Below are 16,547 nucleotides of genomic sequence, written 5' to 3'. Positions count from 1 at the left end.
TTTTCCCTCGACGCCACTCAGACATACCCCAACCCCTTCAAGAACCCTTGCAACGTCCGCGCCGCCTCATCGCGCTTGCCTTCGATATCCGCCATCGTAACCCGGTACTTGTCCCACCAGGTCTCGAACGCTGCGACTACTTCCTTTCGCTGCGCAGCGACGTAGCGCTCGACGATCGCGCGCATGTCGTCGTGCAGGATGGTCAGCAGCAGCGCCGCGGCCGCCGGCTCGTCCAGCGCAGCGACCTTGCGATCGAGTTCGTCGGTGAAGCGGGCTTGCTGCGCCTTGAGCTGCTTCTTCACCGCAGCCAGGTCTTTCTTCCAGTCTTTGAGCTGTACCTCATCGACGGTATCTTCATTCTCGTCCGCATCGGCCGGTTCGGCATCGCCTTCCTCGCCATCGGCGTCTTTCGCTGCCTTGGGGTCGGCCGCCTTGATCTGGCTGTCCAGCTCGGCCTTCTTCGCGTCCAGTTCGGCGATGGCTTCGACGAACTCGGCCAACAGGAAACGCACCAGCTTGTGGTCCAGCGGGTTGTCCTTGCCGGCCTTGTCCTCCAGTGCGGTGACGATGCTGGTGCGCCAGGCGTCGATGACGCCGCGGGCGCCGCGCGCCATCAGGGTCTGGAATTCGTAGCGGGTCTGCACCCAAAAACCGGCGATGATGCCGCGCACCTGGAACGGATCGAGCAGGCCGACGGCTTCCAGCGCTTCGCTGAAGCTGGCCAGCAGTTCATGGCGTAGCGCGACCAGCGCGGCCGCATCGTTCTGACGCCCCGCCAGCGCGGTGATGCGGGTGCCATGCGCCTGCCACCAGCCCTCGAACGCGCCGCGCAGCGCGGCCTCCTTCGCCTGCAGGCCGGGATTGCCTTCGACGGCAGGCTTGAGCAGCGCGCGCGCAGTGAGCGTCGGCGCAAAATCGAAATACGCCGCGTCACGCACGACGAACAGCTCCCGCGGATCCAGGCCATGTGCGGCGAACAACGCGGCCTTGGCCTGCACCTCGGCTTTCGGCACGCCGCCGACCAGATGCGCGCGCACGTCGTGCGGTTCCGGCACCGGGGCGTTGTCGGCATACCTGCGGATGTTGAGGTTGCAGCCGTTCTGCAGCAGCGTGGCGTTTTCGACAATGGCGGAAAAACCGTCGATGGCGCGGAATTCGTCGAACGTCGTGACGATCTTCTCGATGTGTTCGGGCAGCAGATAGTTCTGCGCGCGCCCCTCGAAATACTCGCGGTCGGCATTGATGAAGAGCACCTTGCCCTGTCGCTGCGCCGGCTTGCCGCTGACGCGGTTGCCACCGTGCTGCACCTGCTGGCGCAGCACCAGGATGCAGGCCGGGATGCCGGTGCCGTAGAACAGATTGGGCGCGACGCCGATCACCGCCTCCAGCAGATCGTCGGCGATCAATCCGGCACGGATGCGCGCCTCGTCGCCGCCGCGGAACAGCACGCCGTGCGGCATGACCGTGGCGATCATGCCGCCGTCACGGGTCACGGCCACCATGTGCTGCAGGAACATCAGGTCGGCCTTCTTCGCGCCCAGCGGCACCTGGCCGTAGCGGAAGCGCTCGGGGAACTTCGGCGCCCAGGCGGGGCTGCCGTCAGTGTTCTTGTCGGCGGTGCCCCAGTTGATCGAGAACGGGGGGTTGGTCAACACGCGATCGAAGCGCTGCAGCTCGCCACCGGCGACATGCTGTGGGTCACCCAGAGTGTCCTCGTTACGCAGGTCGGCGGTACTGATGCCATGCAACAGCATGTTCATCTTGGAAATCGACCAGACCGTGCCGTTGAACTCCTGCCCGAACAGATTGGCCTTGCGGCCGTCGCCGCCGTGTTCGTCAATGTAGTCCTTGGACAGGATCAACATGCCGCCCGAGCCGCTGCAGGGATCGTAGATGTCGTGATGCTGCTCTGGCTTGAGCAGCTGCACCATCATCCGTACCACCGAGCGCGGCGTGTAGAACTCGCCGCCTTTCTTGCCGGCGGAGTCGGCGAATTCGCCGATCAGATATTCGTAGGCAGCCCCCAGCAGATCGGGGAACTCGAAATCCTCATTGCGCAAGCGGTACAGGCCGAAGTGGGTGATCAACTGACGCAGCTTGATGTCGGGGATCTTGCTCTGGCCGACCTTGCGGGTGAAGTCGATGTGCTCGAGCACACCTTCGAGGCTGCTGTTGGTGTCCTCGATCCCCGACAGCGCCTTGTTCAGCGCATTGCCCACGTTCTGGTGGGCATCGTTGAGCAGCGTCTGGTAGCGCGAGTTCGGCGGCACCCAGACCACATCTTCCACCTTGTACCAACGGGGATTTTCGGCGGACGCCTTGGCCTGCGCGTCGCTCTCGCCCGCATCCTTGCGCTCGGCGATGACCTGCTCGCGGCGCTGCTCGAACACATCGGAGCAACGCTTGAGGAACAACATCCCGAAGATGTATTCCTTGAATTCGGACGCATCCATCTTGCCGCGCAGAATGTCGGCGGCTTTGAATAGATGGCGTTCCAGTTGGGGAAGAGTCAATGGCATGAATCAAATGTCTCGCAATGAATACATGGCCACCCAAACGCGAAAGGCGGCGGGAGGCGATAGTGCCTTATCCACGCCATTGGCGAGAAGGCAAGCAGGTCATGGAATGGCACGAACAACTCGCGCGCGATGGTTTGTCGGGAGGAATCACCCCTCTCATTCGTCCCCAGCAAGAAACCACACCGGCTTGAGCGGCAGACGTGCACGGGCGATGTCGTCAAGCTGCGCGTAATGCACCGTCCACAACCCCAGCAACTTGCGCGCATCGATCAGGCTGATCCGCCGATGCGACTGCCGCGCCTCGTAGTCCGCATCCTTGGTGAAGCCGGACAGAGCCACGAACAGACCCACGTCACCCTCACCGAGGACGGCCATGAAGCTGCGCAGACCCATCACGTCAATGCGCGGGGAATTGGCATTGCGCTTGACCTGCACCTTGATGCGCGGCGGGCGGGTGCCGAGCGGGTCGTTGTAGGCGATGATGTCGGTGCCGCCGTCCTTGCCGGGCGGGGCGATCCAGGCGACGTGGTAGCCCATCGCCTTCAACAGAGAGCCAACGAGCTCCTGGAAATCGTAAGGCGGCATCGCCGCCAGGTACGCCTCGATCTCGGTCCAGGCCATCTCCTCGGCTTCTTCCAGGGTGATGGTGGCCGAGCCTTCGCCGAGTTCTTCCTCGCCTTCGTCGTCCTCGACGGGGTCGGGCTGGGCGCTCTTCCATTTGCGGTAGAGCTGGCCGACCGCGCGGGTGAACTGTTCGGGTTCGGGATAGGCCTGCAAGGCAGCTTCGCCATCGGGCGTCAGGGTCCAGATGCCCTTGTCCTTGACCATCCAACCAGCCTTCACCGGCGCCACGGTACTGAAGCGCACGATCTTCTCGAAGCGGCGGCCGCCGGTCTGGTAGTCCCCCGCCTCGTACTCGGTCATCGTGACCTGCTTCGCCAGTACCTCCAGCGCGTCGCTGGCCCGCATCCCCTCCGGCTGCGCCTTGAGGATCTGGAACAGCATGCGAATCAGCTCGCCTTTGCGGCGCTTGGTGATGTTGGCCATCGGCTTTCCATGTCTCCGGTGTGTTGGCGCGGGGCGCAGATGCAATGATAGCCGCCTTCGCATCGCTCGAACTTCCAGCCAGGCTTCGCCGTACACGTGTGCCGTCGAAGCGGAAGCGTCTGCTGCCCCTCATGTCCGGAGGATCCGGATACAGATAGGCGACAAGATCCTCAACTTTCAGCTTCGTGTTGCAGTCGGGTACCGCACAGGCGCCTCTAGCGCTATGATCCGCCAAGCTTTGCCTCAGTGGCTGGCCTTTACGCCTACTGACTCAATTCAACCCATGTATTGCGAGGATGCGATGGACCGCGGACTGCAAGAAGAAACGGTGGATCGGCTGCGGCGGACGGTGGAGAGGCTGGCGCGTTCCGCGGGCACACCAGACTGGGAGCCCTCATTGGCCGACGTTGCCAGGGAAGTCGCAGCTGCGTCATCTGCTGCGCTACCGAGTAGCGATCACCCATTGCATCAACGGGCTGTCACAGACCTTTCCACTCTTCAGGAGACGCTCTCCGAGGTCGTGGTCACCATGAGCGATCCTCAGCGCTTTCAGACGCTGCTCGCTTCGAAGGGACAGATACCAGAAGTGATGCAGCAGCATCTTGCGTTGATGGAGACGCTGGATCGTGCGCTCGGCTGCATCGTGGGCCTCATGCAATACGACGTCCACGACCGCTACCTGTTCGATCCAGAAGACGGCTTCATGATCTCAAGCGGCAGCATGAGCTATGGACGCAGCCGCTTTAGAGGTCGAGCGCGCTAGCCGTTCGCCACGCTCTGCCAACACCAAACACAAGGATTGCCCATCCTGGGCAGTGAGCACGGCCAAGACATCCGGATACCTTCGTGGCGTAGCAGAACTGGAAAAGGATGCAAGGCATTCCCTCCCGTCTCAGGCCTAGGTAAAAGCGCGTTGTGGAGCTACCACTCAGCGCGTCATGCCAATGATGCGATCAGCCTGAATCACTTCCTCAAACCACCCCCTGCCCCACCACAAACACCACCCCATCACCCCCACCCCCGCTCAGCCGCAACCGCCCCTCTGCCTCCAGCACCTCAAGCGACACATCGGCGCCGAGGTCAGTCGCCCCGCCTTCCAACGTCAGCCCCACCCAACGATCCCGACCGGCATGCTTGGCGCGGTACAGCGCAGCGTCGGCGATGCGCAGGCTCAGCGGCCAATCGCCGCCGGGGTGGGCGGGGAACAGGCTCACGCCCATCGACACGGTGAGGGCGATGCGGCCGGTCGGGCGTACCAGCGGATCGGCCTGCAGGCGTTCGCGCAGGCGGCGGAACAGCCGCGGGGCGTCGGCCAGGGTGCCGCCGGGGCAGATCCACAGGAACTCTTCGCCGCCCCAGCGGGCGATGATGTCGGTGCTGCGTGCACACTCGCGCAGCAGGTCGCCCAGGTGCATCAGGGCGTGATCGCCACCTTCGTGGCCGTGCAGGTCGTTGACGCGCTTGAAGTGGTCGATATCCAGCAGCGCAATCAGCAGCGGCTCCTGCGTGCGCTCGGGCGTCGCGGCGGCCTCGCGTGCCTGCAACCAGGCGGTGATGTAGCGGCGGTTGCGCAGGCCGGTGAGGGCATCCTCTTCGCTCTGGCGGCGGATGGTGGCGGTGAGCTGTTCCAGTTCGCGGTGCTGGGTCTGGATCTCGTCGTTCTTGCGCGCCAGTTCGGCGTTGATGCGCCGGCGCACGCGGCCTTCGCGCACCTTGAGCAGGAAGAAGCCGGCCAGCGCCAGCAATGCGGCGAGCAGACCGTACAGCACACTGCGCTGGCGCTGTTCGCGCGCCTGCAGTTGCGCGTAGGCGGCCTGTTCGGCGGCGCGGGTACGGCCGAGTGCGGCCAATTCGCTCTTCTTGCGCGCCAGGTCCACCGCCGATTCGAGCTCGGCAATGCGGGTCTTGGATTCGACGTTCACTGCTTTGTCGTTGACCGCCTTGTATTCGCGCATCAGCGCCAGCGCCTCGCGGTCGCGGCCGAGCGCATCGAGGTTGTCGATCATGCGCGGGTACAGTTCCAAGCGCCGCGTCACGTTGTCCGACTGCGCGAACAATTGCCGCGAACGCGCGAACGCGTCGGCGGCGGCTTCGCGCTGGCCGAGATCGGCCAGGGCGGCGCCGAGGGTGGAATAAACGATGGCGCCTTCGCCGTTGTCGCCATGATCGCCAGTGTGCGCCGCGTTCTCCAGCAGTGCGGCCGCTTCGCGCAGCAAGGGCAAGGCCTCCTGTGGGCGATGCTGGCTGGACAGCACGTTGGCGAGATTGTTGAGCGGACCGATCAGCGAGGCGTTGCCATCGGCGCGCGCCGACGCCAGCGCCTGCCGGTAGATGGCCTCGGCGCGCTGCAGTTCGTTGGCGCCTTCGTAGGCCGCACCCAGATTGCCAAGCACGGCTGCGCGCGGCAGTCCCTTGCGCGGCTTGGCGTCGTAGGCAGCCAGCGCACGCTGGCCGTAGGCGATCGCCTTCTCCCATTCGTGGGCGTAAATGAACACCGCGGTGGCGTTGTGCAGCATGGCGGCGTCGTCCGGCTTGCCCAGCGCCTTGCCCAACCGCTCGACCTCGAGCAGGGCGGCGATCGCGTCAGGCATGCGCCCCTGCTGCGATGACACGATGAAGATGATCTGGTTGGCGTTGTATTCCACCAGATCGGGATGCTTGCGCACCTTCGACAACGCGATGCGGGCCACGCGTAAGGCATCGTCCTGTGCACCCATCCGGTAGTAGGACGCGGCCAGTTGCCGCCACAGTTCGGCGATATGCGGATCGTCCGGCAGTTCCTTCTCCAACCGCTGCAGGTCGGCTTCGAGTTCGGCGATGCGGGCGGCATCGCGCGGCTGCCAGATGGCGCCGTTGAGTTGCTTGAACAAACGAAGCCGCTGCAGCGGCGACAACGGCTGGGTGAGCAGAGCCGAGCCGAGGGCGACCACGGTCTCCGGCTTGCCGGCGGCGGACGCCGCATCCACCAGTTCCAGCCCGAGGGGCACCAGGCCCTGCTTGTCGGCGGCGCCGTCCCAGGCCGGCATGCCCATGCGCAGCGCGGCCGCCGGGTCGTCGCCACGCACCGCCTCCACGCAGGCCGGCAACGCCTGCGCCGGCGCACATGCGGGCGCTGACGCTGTCTGTGCCACCGCGCACGGCGCGTGCATACCCCACCACAGCAGCGCCCCGAGCGACTGCCAAACCAAGCGACTGCGCACTGCGTTCTCCCCAAGATGCCGCGGCGCACGCCGGAGCCCTGGGCGCGGCAGGTGCCGTCGCAATCTGGTTCCCCGCGTGTCGCTGCCGATGTGCAGCGACGCCGACCCGTGCGCTGCTATCGGCCGCGCGGCCGGATTCTTGAGTCCCATCTCATGCGGGAAGCCACGTAGCGCACATGACGCACCACCGAGAGGATTCAGGCGCGAGACGTGCAGCTTTGCGACACGAGGCGATCCTGCGCATGTGCCCTCTTCGCCACGGCACCACACCGCACGCCGGACTTCACACCGGCGGCAATTGCCTCAGTTGCTCCGCGCTGGGGAAGGCGCGCACACGATAGCGCGGCGGATACAGATTCGGTTGTCGCTCCATCAGGTCGCCGAGCAGGGCGAACGCCGGCTCCCACTCGGCGACGGTCACGTCGGCCTCGCCGTCGTCGCGCGGGACGACGAAGGCGATGTGGTCGGTCCTGGGCAGCAAGGTGTCCACGCCCTCGGTCCAGGTGCCGACCGACACCTGCTGCGTGCTGTCGTTGCGGTCCTGGTAGACGTTGAACGAAGCCACGAACACATCCACGTCGTTGGCCTCATGCAGCCTGTCGAGCAGCGCCTTCTGGCCGGCGTAGGCGGGCGTATCCAGCCTCCGCCGCAGTTCGGCCTGGCGCTGCCGGTGCTCGGGCGCCGCCAGGGCGAACGGCACCATGCGGCGCGCGTCGTCATAGGTAAAAGCCAGCCAGGAGATGCAGCGACCGTGCTCGGCCGCTTGCAGACTCAGTTCCAGCATGAGGGCCATGGCCACGTTGTCGCGCTCGCCGACCACCAGCAGGCAATCGCGCGTGGGCAGCATGAACACCGGACGCCCCGCCACCGGCGCGCGATGCAGCACATCCGGCAACAAGGCGCGGCTGGTGTCGTAGGCGTCGTACCAGGCGCCGCGGAACACGCCGGGCGCGACTTCGGCGAAGCGGTCCTCGGTGGCGTCGCGCAGATTGTCGCGGGCGATGGCCAAACCCTCGTCCAGGGTGATGCCCCACTCCGCCCGCGGCCCGGCGATCAGGGTGGAGGTCGAATCGGGCAGATCCAGCGCCAGCAACTCGACGCAATCCTCGGCGATATCGCGGCAGGCATAGGGAAACGGTACGTCCATGCCCTTCTCGCACTGCTGCTCCAGGCGCAGGTCCTCGAACATGCCGCGGTTGCGGATCACCGGCATCAGCGTGGCGCGCAGTTCCTCGAAGCTGCGTTGCTGGCGGCTTTCCTCCTGCTCGTTGAGGAAGGCGGCGACATAGCTGTGCAGCGCCTCGTCGCGCCGGCGCCGGTCGGCCTGGGTGTAGGAGTGGTAAGCGTTGTGCAGATGGATGGTGCGGCCGTTCTGGCCGACCAGGCGGAACGCGTCCGGCTGGTACGTGAGAGGTTCGGCATAGCCGCGCGCCTGCAACGCCTCCAGGAACAAGCGAGCGAACGCATCCGGGCCCGGCGGCTTGCGGTTGAACAGCGTGTCGAACAGGCCATTGAACATCGGCGGATCTTCCTTGGAGTCGGGTGCGCGCAACGCGCCGTCGCAGGCGAATCGCGCGAGTGGCTGCTGGCTCACCATCCTCTCGCAAAAAAGCCCCGCCGAGGCGGGGCTTTCGCTGAACGCCGCAGCGCGCGCCAGGATCAGGCGAACGGATCCTGCAGCACCATGGTGTGCTCGCGGTCCGGGCCGGTGGAGACGATCGAGATCGGGCAGCCGGCCAGTTCCTCCAGCGCGCGCAGGTAGGCGCGGGCGGCGGGCGGCAGTTCGTCCCACACGGTGATGCCGTGGGTGTTCTCGCTCCAGCCCGGGAACTCCAGGTACACCGGAGTGCACTCTTCCCAACCCTGCGCGTCCAGCGGCGCGTACTCGGTGCGCTTGCCGCGGTATTCGTAGGCGATGCACACCTTCAGCTTCTCCATGCCGTCGAGCACGTCGAGCTTGGTGATGCACAGACCGGAGATGCCGTTGATGGCCACCGCGCGCTTGAGCGCGACGATGTCCATCCAGCCGCAGCGGCGTGGACGGCCGGTGGAGGCACCGTACTCGGCACCGCGGTCGCGGATGCCCTGGCCGATCTCGTCGTCCAGTTCGGTCGGGAACGGGCCGCCGCCGACGCGGGTGGCGTAGGCCTTGGCGATGCCCAGCACGTAGTCGATGTCCTGCGCGCCCACGCCGGTGCCGGCCAGCGCGCCACCGACGGTGGTGTTGGAGCTGGTGACGTAGGGATAGGTACCGTGGTCGATGTCCAGCAGGGCGCCCTGCGCGCCTTCGAACAGCACACGCTTGCCCTGCTTGCGCAGGTCGTGAAGGATGCCGGCGACGTCGGACTTCATCGGCTGCACGTATTCGCCGAAGGCCAGCGCTTCGTCGAAGGTCTTCTGGAAGTCGACCGCTTCCACGCCCAGGTACTTGGTCAGCACGAAGTTGTGGTAGTCCAGAGCGGTGCGCAGCAGCTCTTCCAGCTGCGGCGGGTAATGCAGGTCGGCGACGCGGATGCCGCGGCGCGCCACCTTGTCTTCGTAGGCCGGGCCGATGCCGCGACCAGTGGTACCGATGGCCTTGCCGCCGGCGGCCTTCTCGCGGGCCTGATCCAGGGCGATGTGGTACGGCATGATCAGCGGCGCGGCCGGCGAGATCTTCAGGCGCGAACGCACTTCCACGCCGGAGGTCTCCAGCTCTTCGATCTCCTTGCGCAGCGCGGCCGGGGAGATCACCACGCCGTTGCCGATCAGGCACAGCGCGTCGGCGCGCAGGATGCCGGACGGGATCAGGTGCAGGACGGTCTTCTTGCCGTTGATGACGAGGGTGTGGCCGGCGTTGTGGCCGCCCTGGAAGCGCACGACGGCGCCGATTTCCTCGGTGAGCAGATCGACGATCTTGCCTTTGCCTTCATCGCCCCACTGGGCGCCGAGCACGACAACTGACTGACCCATGGCTGGGTAACTCCTGGTTTGCTGCGCGACCGTCGGGGCCACGCGGATGTGGTGGCCGTGCGAGGACCGACCGGCACCAGCGCGGTTGCTCCATCGGGGAGCGTCCAGGCGGCGGCGGACCCATACACGGAAAAAGCCGGTCGAGACGCTCGCGTGGAGCGGGCCCGGCCGGCTTTTGTGCATTATCCGGGTTTTGGGTGGCAGTCACCACCCCCTGACCGGCCGCGTTCAGGGCCAGCGGCCACCACCCGCCTGGCTCAGCCGCGCACCCACCACAGCGCCAGCAGGCCCACGCCGACGGCAATGGCGCCGGCCCCACGCAACTGCCGCGGCGGCATGCCCGACATCTGCTGCACCATGCGCCGCCATGCCTCCGGCGCGGCGAACAGCAGCAGACCTTCGAGGATCACCATCAGGCAGACCGCGGCGATGAGATCGTGCATGGCGGCCTCCGGAGATGAGTAGCCGTCAAGGCGGATGCAGGAGTATCAGAGCAAGAGCAACAGCTTCCGCTGAAGCGGGTCACTTTTCTTTGCTTGTGCAAAGAAAAGTAACCAAAAGAAAGCACACCCCGACTCCGCGCCCTTCGCGCTGCGCGCTACGGGTCCGCGAACAGGACGGGATTCGCGGAAGGGGCATCCTGCCCCTGCCGCGAACGGCGCACATCCATGTGCGCCGCCCTTCGGGTTTTTCCCGCCCTATTCGCCGCTACGTAGGGGCCCGGCACATCAAAAGCGAAGCAAAAGCAACAATCGCAAGAGCAAAGAATGAGGCTAAGCAGGGAACCCGCTCTTACGAATCCCCAATCCCGACTCCCCAATCCCGCCCCTCAGCGATCGCTCTTGAGGTACTGCAGGAACGGATCGTTCTTGTCGAGCACGATCACGCCGTTGCCGTCGGCCATGCCGCCGCGGTAGGCCTCCAGGCTGCGGTAGAAGGCGTAGAACGACGGGTCGGCGGAGCCGGCCTTGCCGTATACGCTGGCGGCCTCGGCATCGCCCTCGCCGCGCAGCTTCTGCGCGTCGCGCTCGGCCTCGGCGACCAGCACGGTGCTCTCGCGGTCGGCCTGGGCGCGGATGGTCAGCGCCTGCTCCTCGCCTTCGGCGCGCAGCTTGGCCGCTTCCTGCTTGCGCTGCGCGCGCATGCGCTCGTACACGTCGGTGATCACCTGACTGTCGGTCGGCAGGTCGATCTGCTTGATGCGCAGGTCGACGATCTGCATGCCCAGCGTCTTGCTCGCCGCGTTGATGGCCACCAGTTGCTTGGCGATCAGCTCGCTGCGGTCGCCGGACACCAGCTGCTGCAGGGTGCGCGAGTTGATCTGGTTGCGCAGCGAGTCGGTGATGATCGGCGCCAGCAGCGTGTTGGCCACCTTCTCGTCGCCGCCCTGGGTGGCACGGAAGAAGGCGCGCACGTCGGAGATGTAGCCGATGGCGAAGAAGCTGACGCTGACGTCCTTCTGCTCGGCGGTGAAGTAGCGCGCGGGGTTGGTGTCGAGCACCTGGAAGCGGCGGTCGAACATGCGCACCGACTCGACAAGCGGCACCTTGAAGTGCAGGCCCGGCTTGAGGTCGGCACGCACCACGCGGCCCAGGTTCAGCACCATCGCCGCCTTGTCCTCGGGCACCACGAACGCCGAACTGAGCAGCGCGAACAGCGCGACGACGGCAATGCCCGCCCACAATGACAATTTCATCGCTGGATCTCCTCACGGCCGGTCGGGCGCGGCGTGCGCTCCGGGTTACGGACACTTTCGGCCGACGTGCTGTTCGAGGCCGGCAGCAACACCTCCTGCGGCAACGTCGGCAGCGACGTGGTGGGCGTCGGCGGGGTCGCCGCCGCCGGCGCCTTGCTGTCGGCCGGCATCGGCACGTAGATCAACTGACGGCCATCGCCGCCGATGACCTTGCGGTTCTCCGCCAGCACCTGCTGCACGGTCTCCAGCCACAGCCGCTTGCGGGTGACGTCCGGCGCGTTCTGATACTGCTGCTGCAGCAGGGTGAAGCGCTCGGCGTCGCCCTGCGCGCGGGCGATCGCCGCTTCCTTGTAGCCTTCGGCCACGGTACGGGTCCGCGCCGCCTGGCCACGCGCCTCCGGCACCACCTTGGCCGCGTACGCCTGCGCTTCGTCGATCAGCCGCGCCTTCACCTGCTGGGCGCCGTTGACCTCGTCGAAGGCCGACTTCACTTCCTCCGGCGGACGCGCGTCGGGCAGGGTCAGGCCGGTCACGATCAGGCCGGTGTGATAGGCCTTCAGCGCGGCCTGCAGGCGCTCGCGCGCGGCCACGGCCATCGGCCCGCGGTTGTTGAGCACCGCATTGAGGTTCGAACGGCCGATCTGCTCGCGCACCGCGCTCTGCGCGGCCTGCTCCAGCACCAGGTCGGCGTTGCGCGCACCGAACACGTAGGTGCGCGGATCCTCGACCCGGTACTGCACGTTGAGCGAGACGTTGACGATGTTCTCGTCGCCGGTCAGCACCGGCAACTGGCTGTCGAAGGTCTTGATGCGGGTGGCGTCGACCTTGCGCACGGTCTCGATCGGCCACGGCAGCTTGAAGTTCGGGCCGGGCTGCAGGATCCGCGAGAACTGGCCGAAACGCAGCACCACGCCGCGCTGCTGCTCGCCGATCAACTGGAAGCTGCTGAACAGCAGCACCAGCACCACCGCACCCAGGACCCAGCGGCCGATGCCGCCGCCGTCGCCGAACAGGTCCTTCAACGGACCGGGCAGCCCACCCCACTTGCCTCCCCCATTGCCGCCACGCGGCGGCCAGGGACCGCGCCCGTGATTGTCCGGGCCGTCTCCGCCCTTGCCGCCAGGTGTGTTCCAGGCCATGCATGCTCCAAGAAGGAAGGTGGCGCCGCGTCGGTCACGCGCCGGTCACCGGAAATGAGTCGCCGATTCTACAAGATGGGGCAGACCCGCCGTTTCGAAAGGGTATCTTGGTGCATTCCTGCGTGCCGACCAAGGTGTTCCATGTCCGTTCCCGCCCAGTTCTCCGCCTTCCGCATCCACCAGGACGCCAGCGGCTACCACGCCGGCCTCGTCCCGCTGTCGCTGGACCAGCTCAGCGAGGGCGAGGTGGTGATCCGGGCGGCCTGGTCGTCGGTGAACTTCAAGGACGCGCTGGCCGGCACCGGCCAGGGCAAGATCCTGCGCCGCTTCCCGCTGGTCGGCGGCATCGACGTGGCCGGGCACGTGGTCGCCTCCCGCGACCCGGCGTTCAAGGAAGGCGATGCAGTGCTGGTCACCGGCTGCGGCCTCAGCGAGACCCGCGACGGCGGCTACAGCGAATACGTGCGCCTGGAATCCAGGTGGGTGGTGCCGCTGCCGGCCGGGCTGAGCCTGCGCGAGAGCATGGTGCTGGGCACCGCCGGCTTCACTGCGGCGCTGGCGCTGCTGCGCCTGCTCGACAACCGCCAGACCCCGGCGCATGGCCCGCTGTGCGTGACCGGCGCCACCGGCGGGGTCGGCTCGCTGGCGGTCGACCTCTTCAGCCGCGCCGGCTTCGAGGTGCATGCGGTCAGCGGCAAGGCCGACCGCGCCGCGCAACTCCAGGCCTGGGGCGCCAGCCAGGTGCTGGGCCGCGACGCCCTGCAGACCAGCCGGCCGCTGGAGTCGGTGCGCTTCGGCGGCGGTCTGGACAACGTGGGCGGGGCGATGCTGACCAGCCTGCTGGCGCAGACGGCGCCGTACGGCAACGTCGCCAGCGCCGGCCTGGCCGCGACCGCGGAGCTGGACATGACGGTGATGCCCTTCATCCTGCGCGGGGTGTCGCTGCTGGGCATCGGCTCGGCCGGCACCGCCCGCGACCTGCGCGACCGCATCTGGCAGCACCTGGGCAGCGACTGGAAGCCCCGCCACCTGGAGACGATCTGCACCCGCGAAGTGGACCTGGCCGGCCTGCCGGAGGTGTTCGCCACGATGCTGGCCGGGCAGTCGTTCGGGCGCACCGTGGTGCGGCTGGATCCAAGCGCGTAGCCACGCCGACGCTTTGTGACACGCAACGCTTTCCGCCTTCGCGCCGCTGCCTCTACACTCGGAGCCTCCTAGGGGGAACTACATGGCACGCATTCTGATCGTCGACGATTCGCCGTCGCAGTTGCTGGGCATCCAGCGCATCGTGGAAAAGCTGGGGCACGAAACGATCACCGCCACCGACGGCGCCGCCGGCGTGGAAGCGGCCAAGGCGGCCTTGCCGGATCTGGTGCTGATGGACGTGGTGATGCCCAACCTCAACGGCTTCCAGGCTACCCGTACCCTGCGCCGCGAGCCGACCACGCAGAACATCCCGGTGATCCTGGTCACCACCAAAGACCAGGACACCGACCGCATGTGGGGCATGCGCCAGGGCGCCCGCGCCTACATCACCAAGCCGTTCTCCGAGGACGAGCTGTACGAGGTGATCGAGCGCGTGTTCAGTGGCGAGGATGCGCCCTAGAAGCCGGGAATCGGGATTGGGGATTCGTAAGGGCGGGTTTCCGGGCGGCGTTTGGGCGCGCGGCGTAAGGCCGCATTGCCATCGGCGCCCCTTGTAGGAGCGGCTTCAGCCGCGACAGGCGTTACCGGTAACGCCTGTCGCGGCTGAAGCCGCTCCTACGACGTTGCAGCGCCGGGGACACCGCTCTTGCGAATCCCCAATCCCTAATCCCCAATCCCGGCCCCAATCAAACGGCTTCGCCAAACGCCTTGGCCAACCCGCGATACGCCTTGCGCTGCGCTTCGGTTTCCGGCGCCGGCGCCAGCACTTCCAGTTCGACGATCTGGTCGCCGGGCGGGGTGCCCGGCAGGCCGCGGCCGCGCAGGCGCAGCTTGCGGCCGGCATCGGACTCGGGCGGGATCTTCAGTTCCACCGCCCCGCCCAGGGTCGGCACGCTGATGCTGGTGCCCAGCGCCGCCTGCCATGGGGTCACCTGCAGTGTGTAGAGGATGTTGCGGCCGTCCACCTCGAACTGCGGATGCGCGGCGTACTCGATCTCCAGCAGCAGGTTGCTGCCGCCGTTGCCCTGCCCGCTCAGCCGGATCACCTGGCCGGGGCGCACGCCCTTGGGCACGCGCACGTCCAGTTGCTTGCCGTTGATGGTGATGCGCACGCTGTCGCCGGCGTACACCGCCTCCAGCGGCACCGCCAGCTTGGCGCGGGTATCGCCACGCGGCGCACCGGGTCCCGGCCCGGGGCCGGCGCCGCCCTGGCGGGCGCGCTGCTGGCGGGCGAACAGGCTCTCGAAGAAATCGCTGAAGCCGCCACCGGCGCCGCCGTTGCCGAACACTTCCTCGAAATCGAAGCCCTGCGCGCCGCCATAGTTCGGCGGCGCGTGGAACTCCTCGCCCGGGCGGTAGCCCTGCGCGCGCAACTGGTCGTAGGCGGCGCGCTTGGGCGGGTCGCGCAAGGCCTCGTAGGCTTCATTGATCGCCTTGAACTTCTCTTCGGCCCCAGGCTCCTTGCTGACGTCGGGATGGTACTTGCGCGCCAGCCGCCGGTACGCGGTCTTGATCTCGGCATCGCCGGCGCTGGGTTCCACGCCCAGGGTCGCGTAGTAATCCTTGAATTCCATCCATCACCTCAAAAAGAGTCGGCCCGCCGCCTTGCGGCAACGGGCCGGTTGCATGCACTGCGCCATCGCCCGGCCATTCTACGGCCGGCAGCGGTGGCGCGGCGTCGCGATGGCGACGCCGCTGCGAGCGCGCGCTTACTGCACGATCGTGGCCCCGGTATCGACCTGGATGCGACGCGGCGTGCTCGCCGGACGCTTGGGGATGCGCACTTCCAGCACGCCATGGTAGCCGGTGGCGGAAATGCCATCCGGATCGGCGCTGTCGGGCAGCGCGAAGCGGCGGTGGAAGCTGCCGTAGCGGCGCTCGATGCGCGAGAAACGCTCGGTGTCGGCGGCCGATTCGCTCTTGCGCTCGCCCTTGATCGAGAGGATACCCTTGTCCATCGACACCTCGATCTCCGACGGGTCGATGCCCGGCAGGTCGGCGTACAGCACGAAGCGCTCCGGCTCCTCCTTGATGTCCACGCGCGGCACCCACTGCGCGGTGACGACGGCCGATTCGTCGGTGCCGCCGTTCGGGTCGAAGAAGCGGTCGAACACCTGCTTGATCTCGTTCTGGAATGCGGCCTAGGCCGGCCACTGGCGATAACGGACGATGCTCATCGTGGTCTCCTGAAACGTGAATGAGGTACACCCCGAAGGGGACGGTTCGCGGCGGCGGGACCGGCCCGCCGTCCATGCCCGTCAGATAGGCCTGCCGCAGCGCTTTTCAAGGCGTTGACGCCACCTTCCCATTTCCGTTTCTAGACTCGGTTCATCCAAGGAGCCCGACATGCCCATCCAGACCGGCGAACGCATTCCCGAAGTGGTGCTGCAGCGCATCCGCGACGGCGTCGAAGCCGTGGACACGCGCACCCTGTTCGATGGCCGCCGCGTGCTGCTGTTCGCGGTACCTGGCGCCTTCACCCCGACCTGTTCGGAGAAGCACCTGCCCGGCTATGTGGAGCACTTCGAGGAGTTCCGCAAGCGCGGCATCGAGGTGTACTGCATGGCGGTCAACGACCCGTTCGTGATGCAGGCCTGGGGCAAGAGCCAGCTGGTGCCGGACGGCCTGCAGATGCTGTCCGACGGCAATGGCGACTTCGCCAAGGCGCTGGGCCTGGAACTGGACGCCAGCAGCTACGGCATGGGCGTGCGGGCGCGCCGCTTCGCGCTGTACGCCGACGACGGCGTGGTGCGTGCGCTGTTCGTCGAGGCGCCCGGCGAGTTCAAGGTCTCCGCCGCCGACTACGTGCTGCAGCATCTTCCCGACTGATTCCCCTTCCCCTTACCCA

At 66.9% G+C, this 16,547-nt stretch carries 14 protein-coding genes; 4 read left to right on the top strand and 10 right to left on the bottom strand.

Translation table 11 applies throughout. From position 1 onward, the window contains the following. Nucleotides 1-17 precede the first annotated feature (17 nt). Together AC1PLR_RS05250 and AC1PLR_RS05245 are read right to left on the bottom strand one after the other, a co-directional pair. Nucleotides 18-2,519, bottom strand: a complete 2,502-nt coding sequence (locus tag AC1PLR_RS05250; protein WP_481102878.1) for a type I restriction-modification system subunit M — start codon at nucleotides 2,517-2,519, stop codon at nucleotides 18-20. A 156-nt stretch (nucleotides 2,520-2,675) separates the two neighbouring features. Beyond that, entirely contained in the window at nucleotides 2,676-3,566 is an 891-nt protein-coding gene (locus AC1PLR_RS05245; RefSeq protein WP_481102877.1) for a restriction endonuclease, read from the bottom strand. Between the two features lie 223 nt (nucleotides 3,567-3,789). Here AC1PLR_RS05245 and AC1PLR_RS05240 point away from each other — a divergent pair, with 223 nt between their 5' ends. Continuing rightward, nucleotides 3,790-4,329 (top strand): hypothetical protein, encoded by a 540-nt coding sequence (locus tag AC1PLR_RS05240; protein ID WP_481102876.1) that lies wholly within the window; start codon nucleotides 3,790-3,792, stop codon nucleotides 4,327-4,329. 208 nt (nucleotides 4,330-4,537) lie between these two features. Here AC1PLR_RS05240 and AC1PLR_RS05235 read toward each other — a convergent pair whose 3' ends face one another. From AC1PLR_RS05235 to hflK, 6 genes are all read right to left on the bottom strand, one after another. Further along, nucleotides 4,538-6,652 carry a tetratricopeptide repeat-containing diguanylate cyclase gene (locus AC1PLR_RS05235; protein WP_481102875.1) on the bottom strand — a complete coding sequence of 705 codons (2,115 nt, stop codon included), beginning with the start codon at nucleotides 6,650-6,652 and terminating at the stop codon, nucleotides 4,538-4,540. Nucleotides 6,653-7,049: 397 nt separating this feature from the next. Next, nucleotides 7,050-8,285 (bottom strand): DUF1444 domain-containing protein, encoded by a 1,236-nt coding sequence (locus AC1PLR_RS05230; RefSeq protein ID WP_481102874.1) that lies wholly within the window; start codon nucleotides 8,283-8,285, stop codon nucleotides 7,050-7,052. A 140-nt stretch (nucleotides 8,286-8,425) separates the two neighbouring features. Next, nucleotides 8,426-9,718, bottom strand: coding sequence for an adenylosuccinate synthase (locus AC1PLR_RS05225; protein ID WP_010340110.1), 1,293 nt, complete (start codon nucleotides 9,716-9,718; stop codon nucleotides 8,426-8,428). 257 nt (nucleotides 9,719-9,975) lie between these two features. Beyond that, nucleotides 9,976-10,161 (bottom strand): DUF2065 domain-containing protein, encoded by a 186-nt coding sequence (locus tag AC1PLR_RS05220; protein WP_481102873.1) that lies wholly within the window; start codon nucleotides 10,159-10,161, stop codon nucleotides 9,976-9,978. Nucleotides 10,162-10,547: 386 nt separating this feature from the next. After that, nucleotides 10,548-11,414, bottom strand: coding sequence for a protease modulator HflC (gene hflC, locus AC1PLR_RS05215; RefSeq protein WP_209245784.1), 867 nt, complete (start codon nucleotides 11,412-11,414; stop codon nucleotides 10,548-10,550). After that, nucleotides 11,411-12,553 carry an FtsH protease activity modulator HflK gene (hflK, locus tag AC1PLR_RS05210; RefSeq protein ID WP_371181228.1) on the bottom strand — a complete coding sequence of 381 codons (1,143 nt, stop codon included), beginning with the start codon at nucleotides 12,551-12,553 and terminating at the stop codon, nucleotides 11,411-11,413. The genes hflC and hflK overlap by 4 nt, the downstream gene beginning before the upstream one ends. A gap of 141 nt (nucleotides 12,554-12,694) precedes the next feature. Here hflK and AC1PLR_RS05205 point away from each other — a divergent pair, with 141 nt between their 5' ends. Together AC1PLR_RS05205 and pilH are read left to right on the top strand one after the other, a co-directional pair. Further along, on the top strand, nucleotides 12,695-13,699 hold the full coding sequence (locus AC1PLR_RS05205) for an acrylyl-CoA reductase family protein (protein ID WP_481102872.1): 1,005 nt from the start codon (nucleotides 12,695-12,697) through the stop codon (nucleotides 13,697-13,699). An 82-nt stretch (nucleotides 13,700-13,781) separates the two neighbouring features. Beyond that, entirely contained in the window at nucleotides 13,782-14,159 is a 378-nt protein-coding gene (pilH, locus tag AC1PLR_RS05200) for a twitching motility response regulator PilH (protein WP_010340114.1), read from the top strand. Between the two features lie 226 nt (nucleotides 14,160-14,385). Here pilH and AC1PLR_RS05195 read toward each other — a convergent pair whose 3' ends face one another. Continuing rightward, nucleotides 14,386-15,273, bottom strand: coding sequence for a DnaJ C-terminal domain-containing protein (locus tag AC1PLR_RS05195; protein ID WP_048490191.1), 888 nt, complete (start codon nucleotides 15,271-15,273; stop codon nucleotides 14,386-14,388). 135 nt (nucleotides 15,274-15,408) lie between these two features. After that, the gene (locus AC1PLR_RS05190; protein ID WP_481103530.1) at nucleotides 15,409-15,822 is read right to left on the bottom strand and encodes an Hsp20/alpha crystallin family protein; all 414 of its coding nucleotides are present in this window, start codon (nucleotides 15,820-15,822) and stop codon (nucleotides 15,409-15,411) included. 223 nt (nucleotides 15,823-16,045) lie between these two features. Here AC1PLR_RS05190 and AC1PLR_RS05185 point away from each other — a divergent pair, with 223 nt between their 5' ends. Beyond that, nucleotides 16,046-16,528 carry a peroxiredoxin gene (locus AC1PLR_RS05185; protein ID WP_010341348.1) on the top strand — a complete coding sequence of 161 codons (483 nt, stop codon included), beginning with the start codon at nucleotides 16,046-16,048 and terminating at the stop codon, nucleotides 16,526-16,528. Nucleotides 16,529-16,547: the final 19 nt, after the last annotated feature.

This window comes from Xanthomonas sp. NCPPB 3570 (assembly GCF_056725115.1).
Note: the sequence above shows the minus strand (reverse complement) of the source record. Positions and strands in the feature narration are given on the sequence as shown.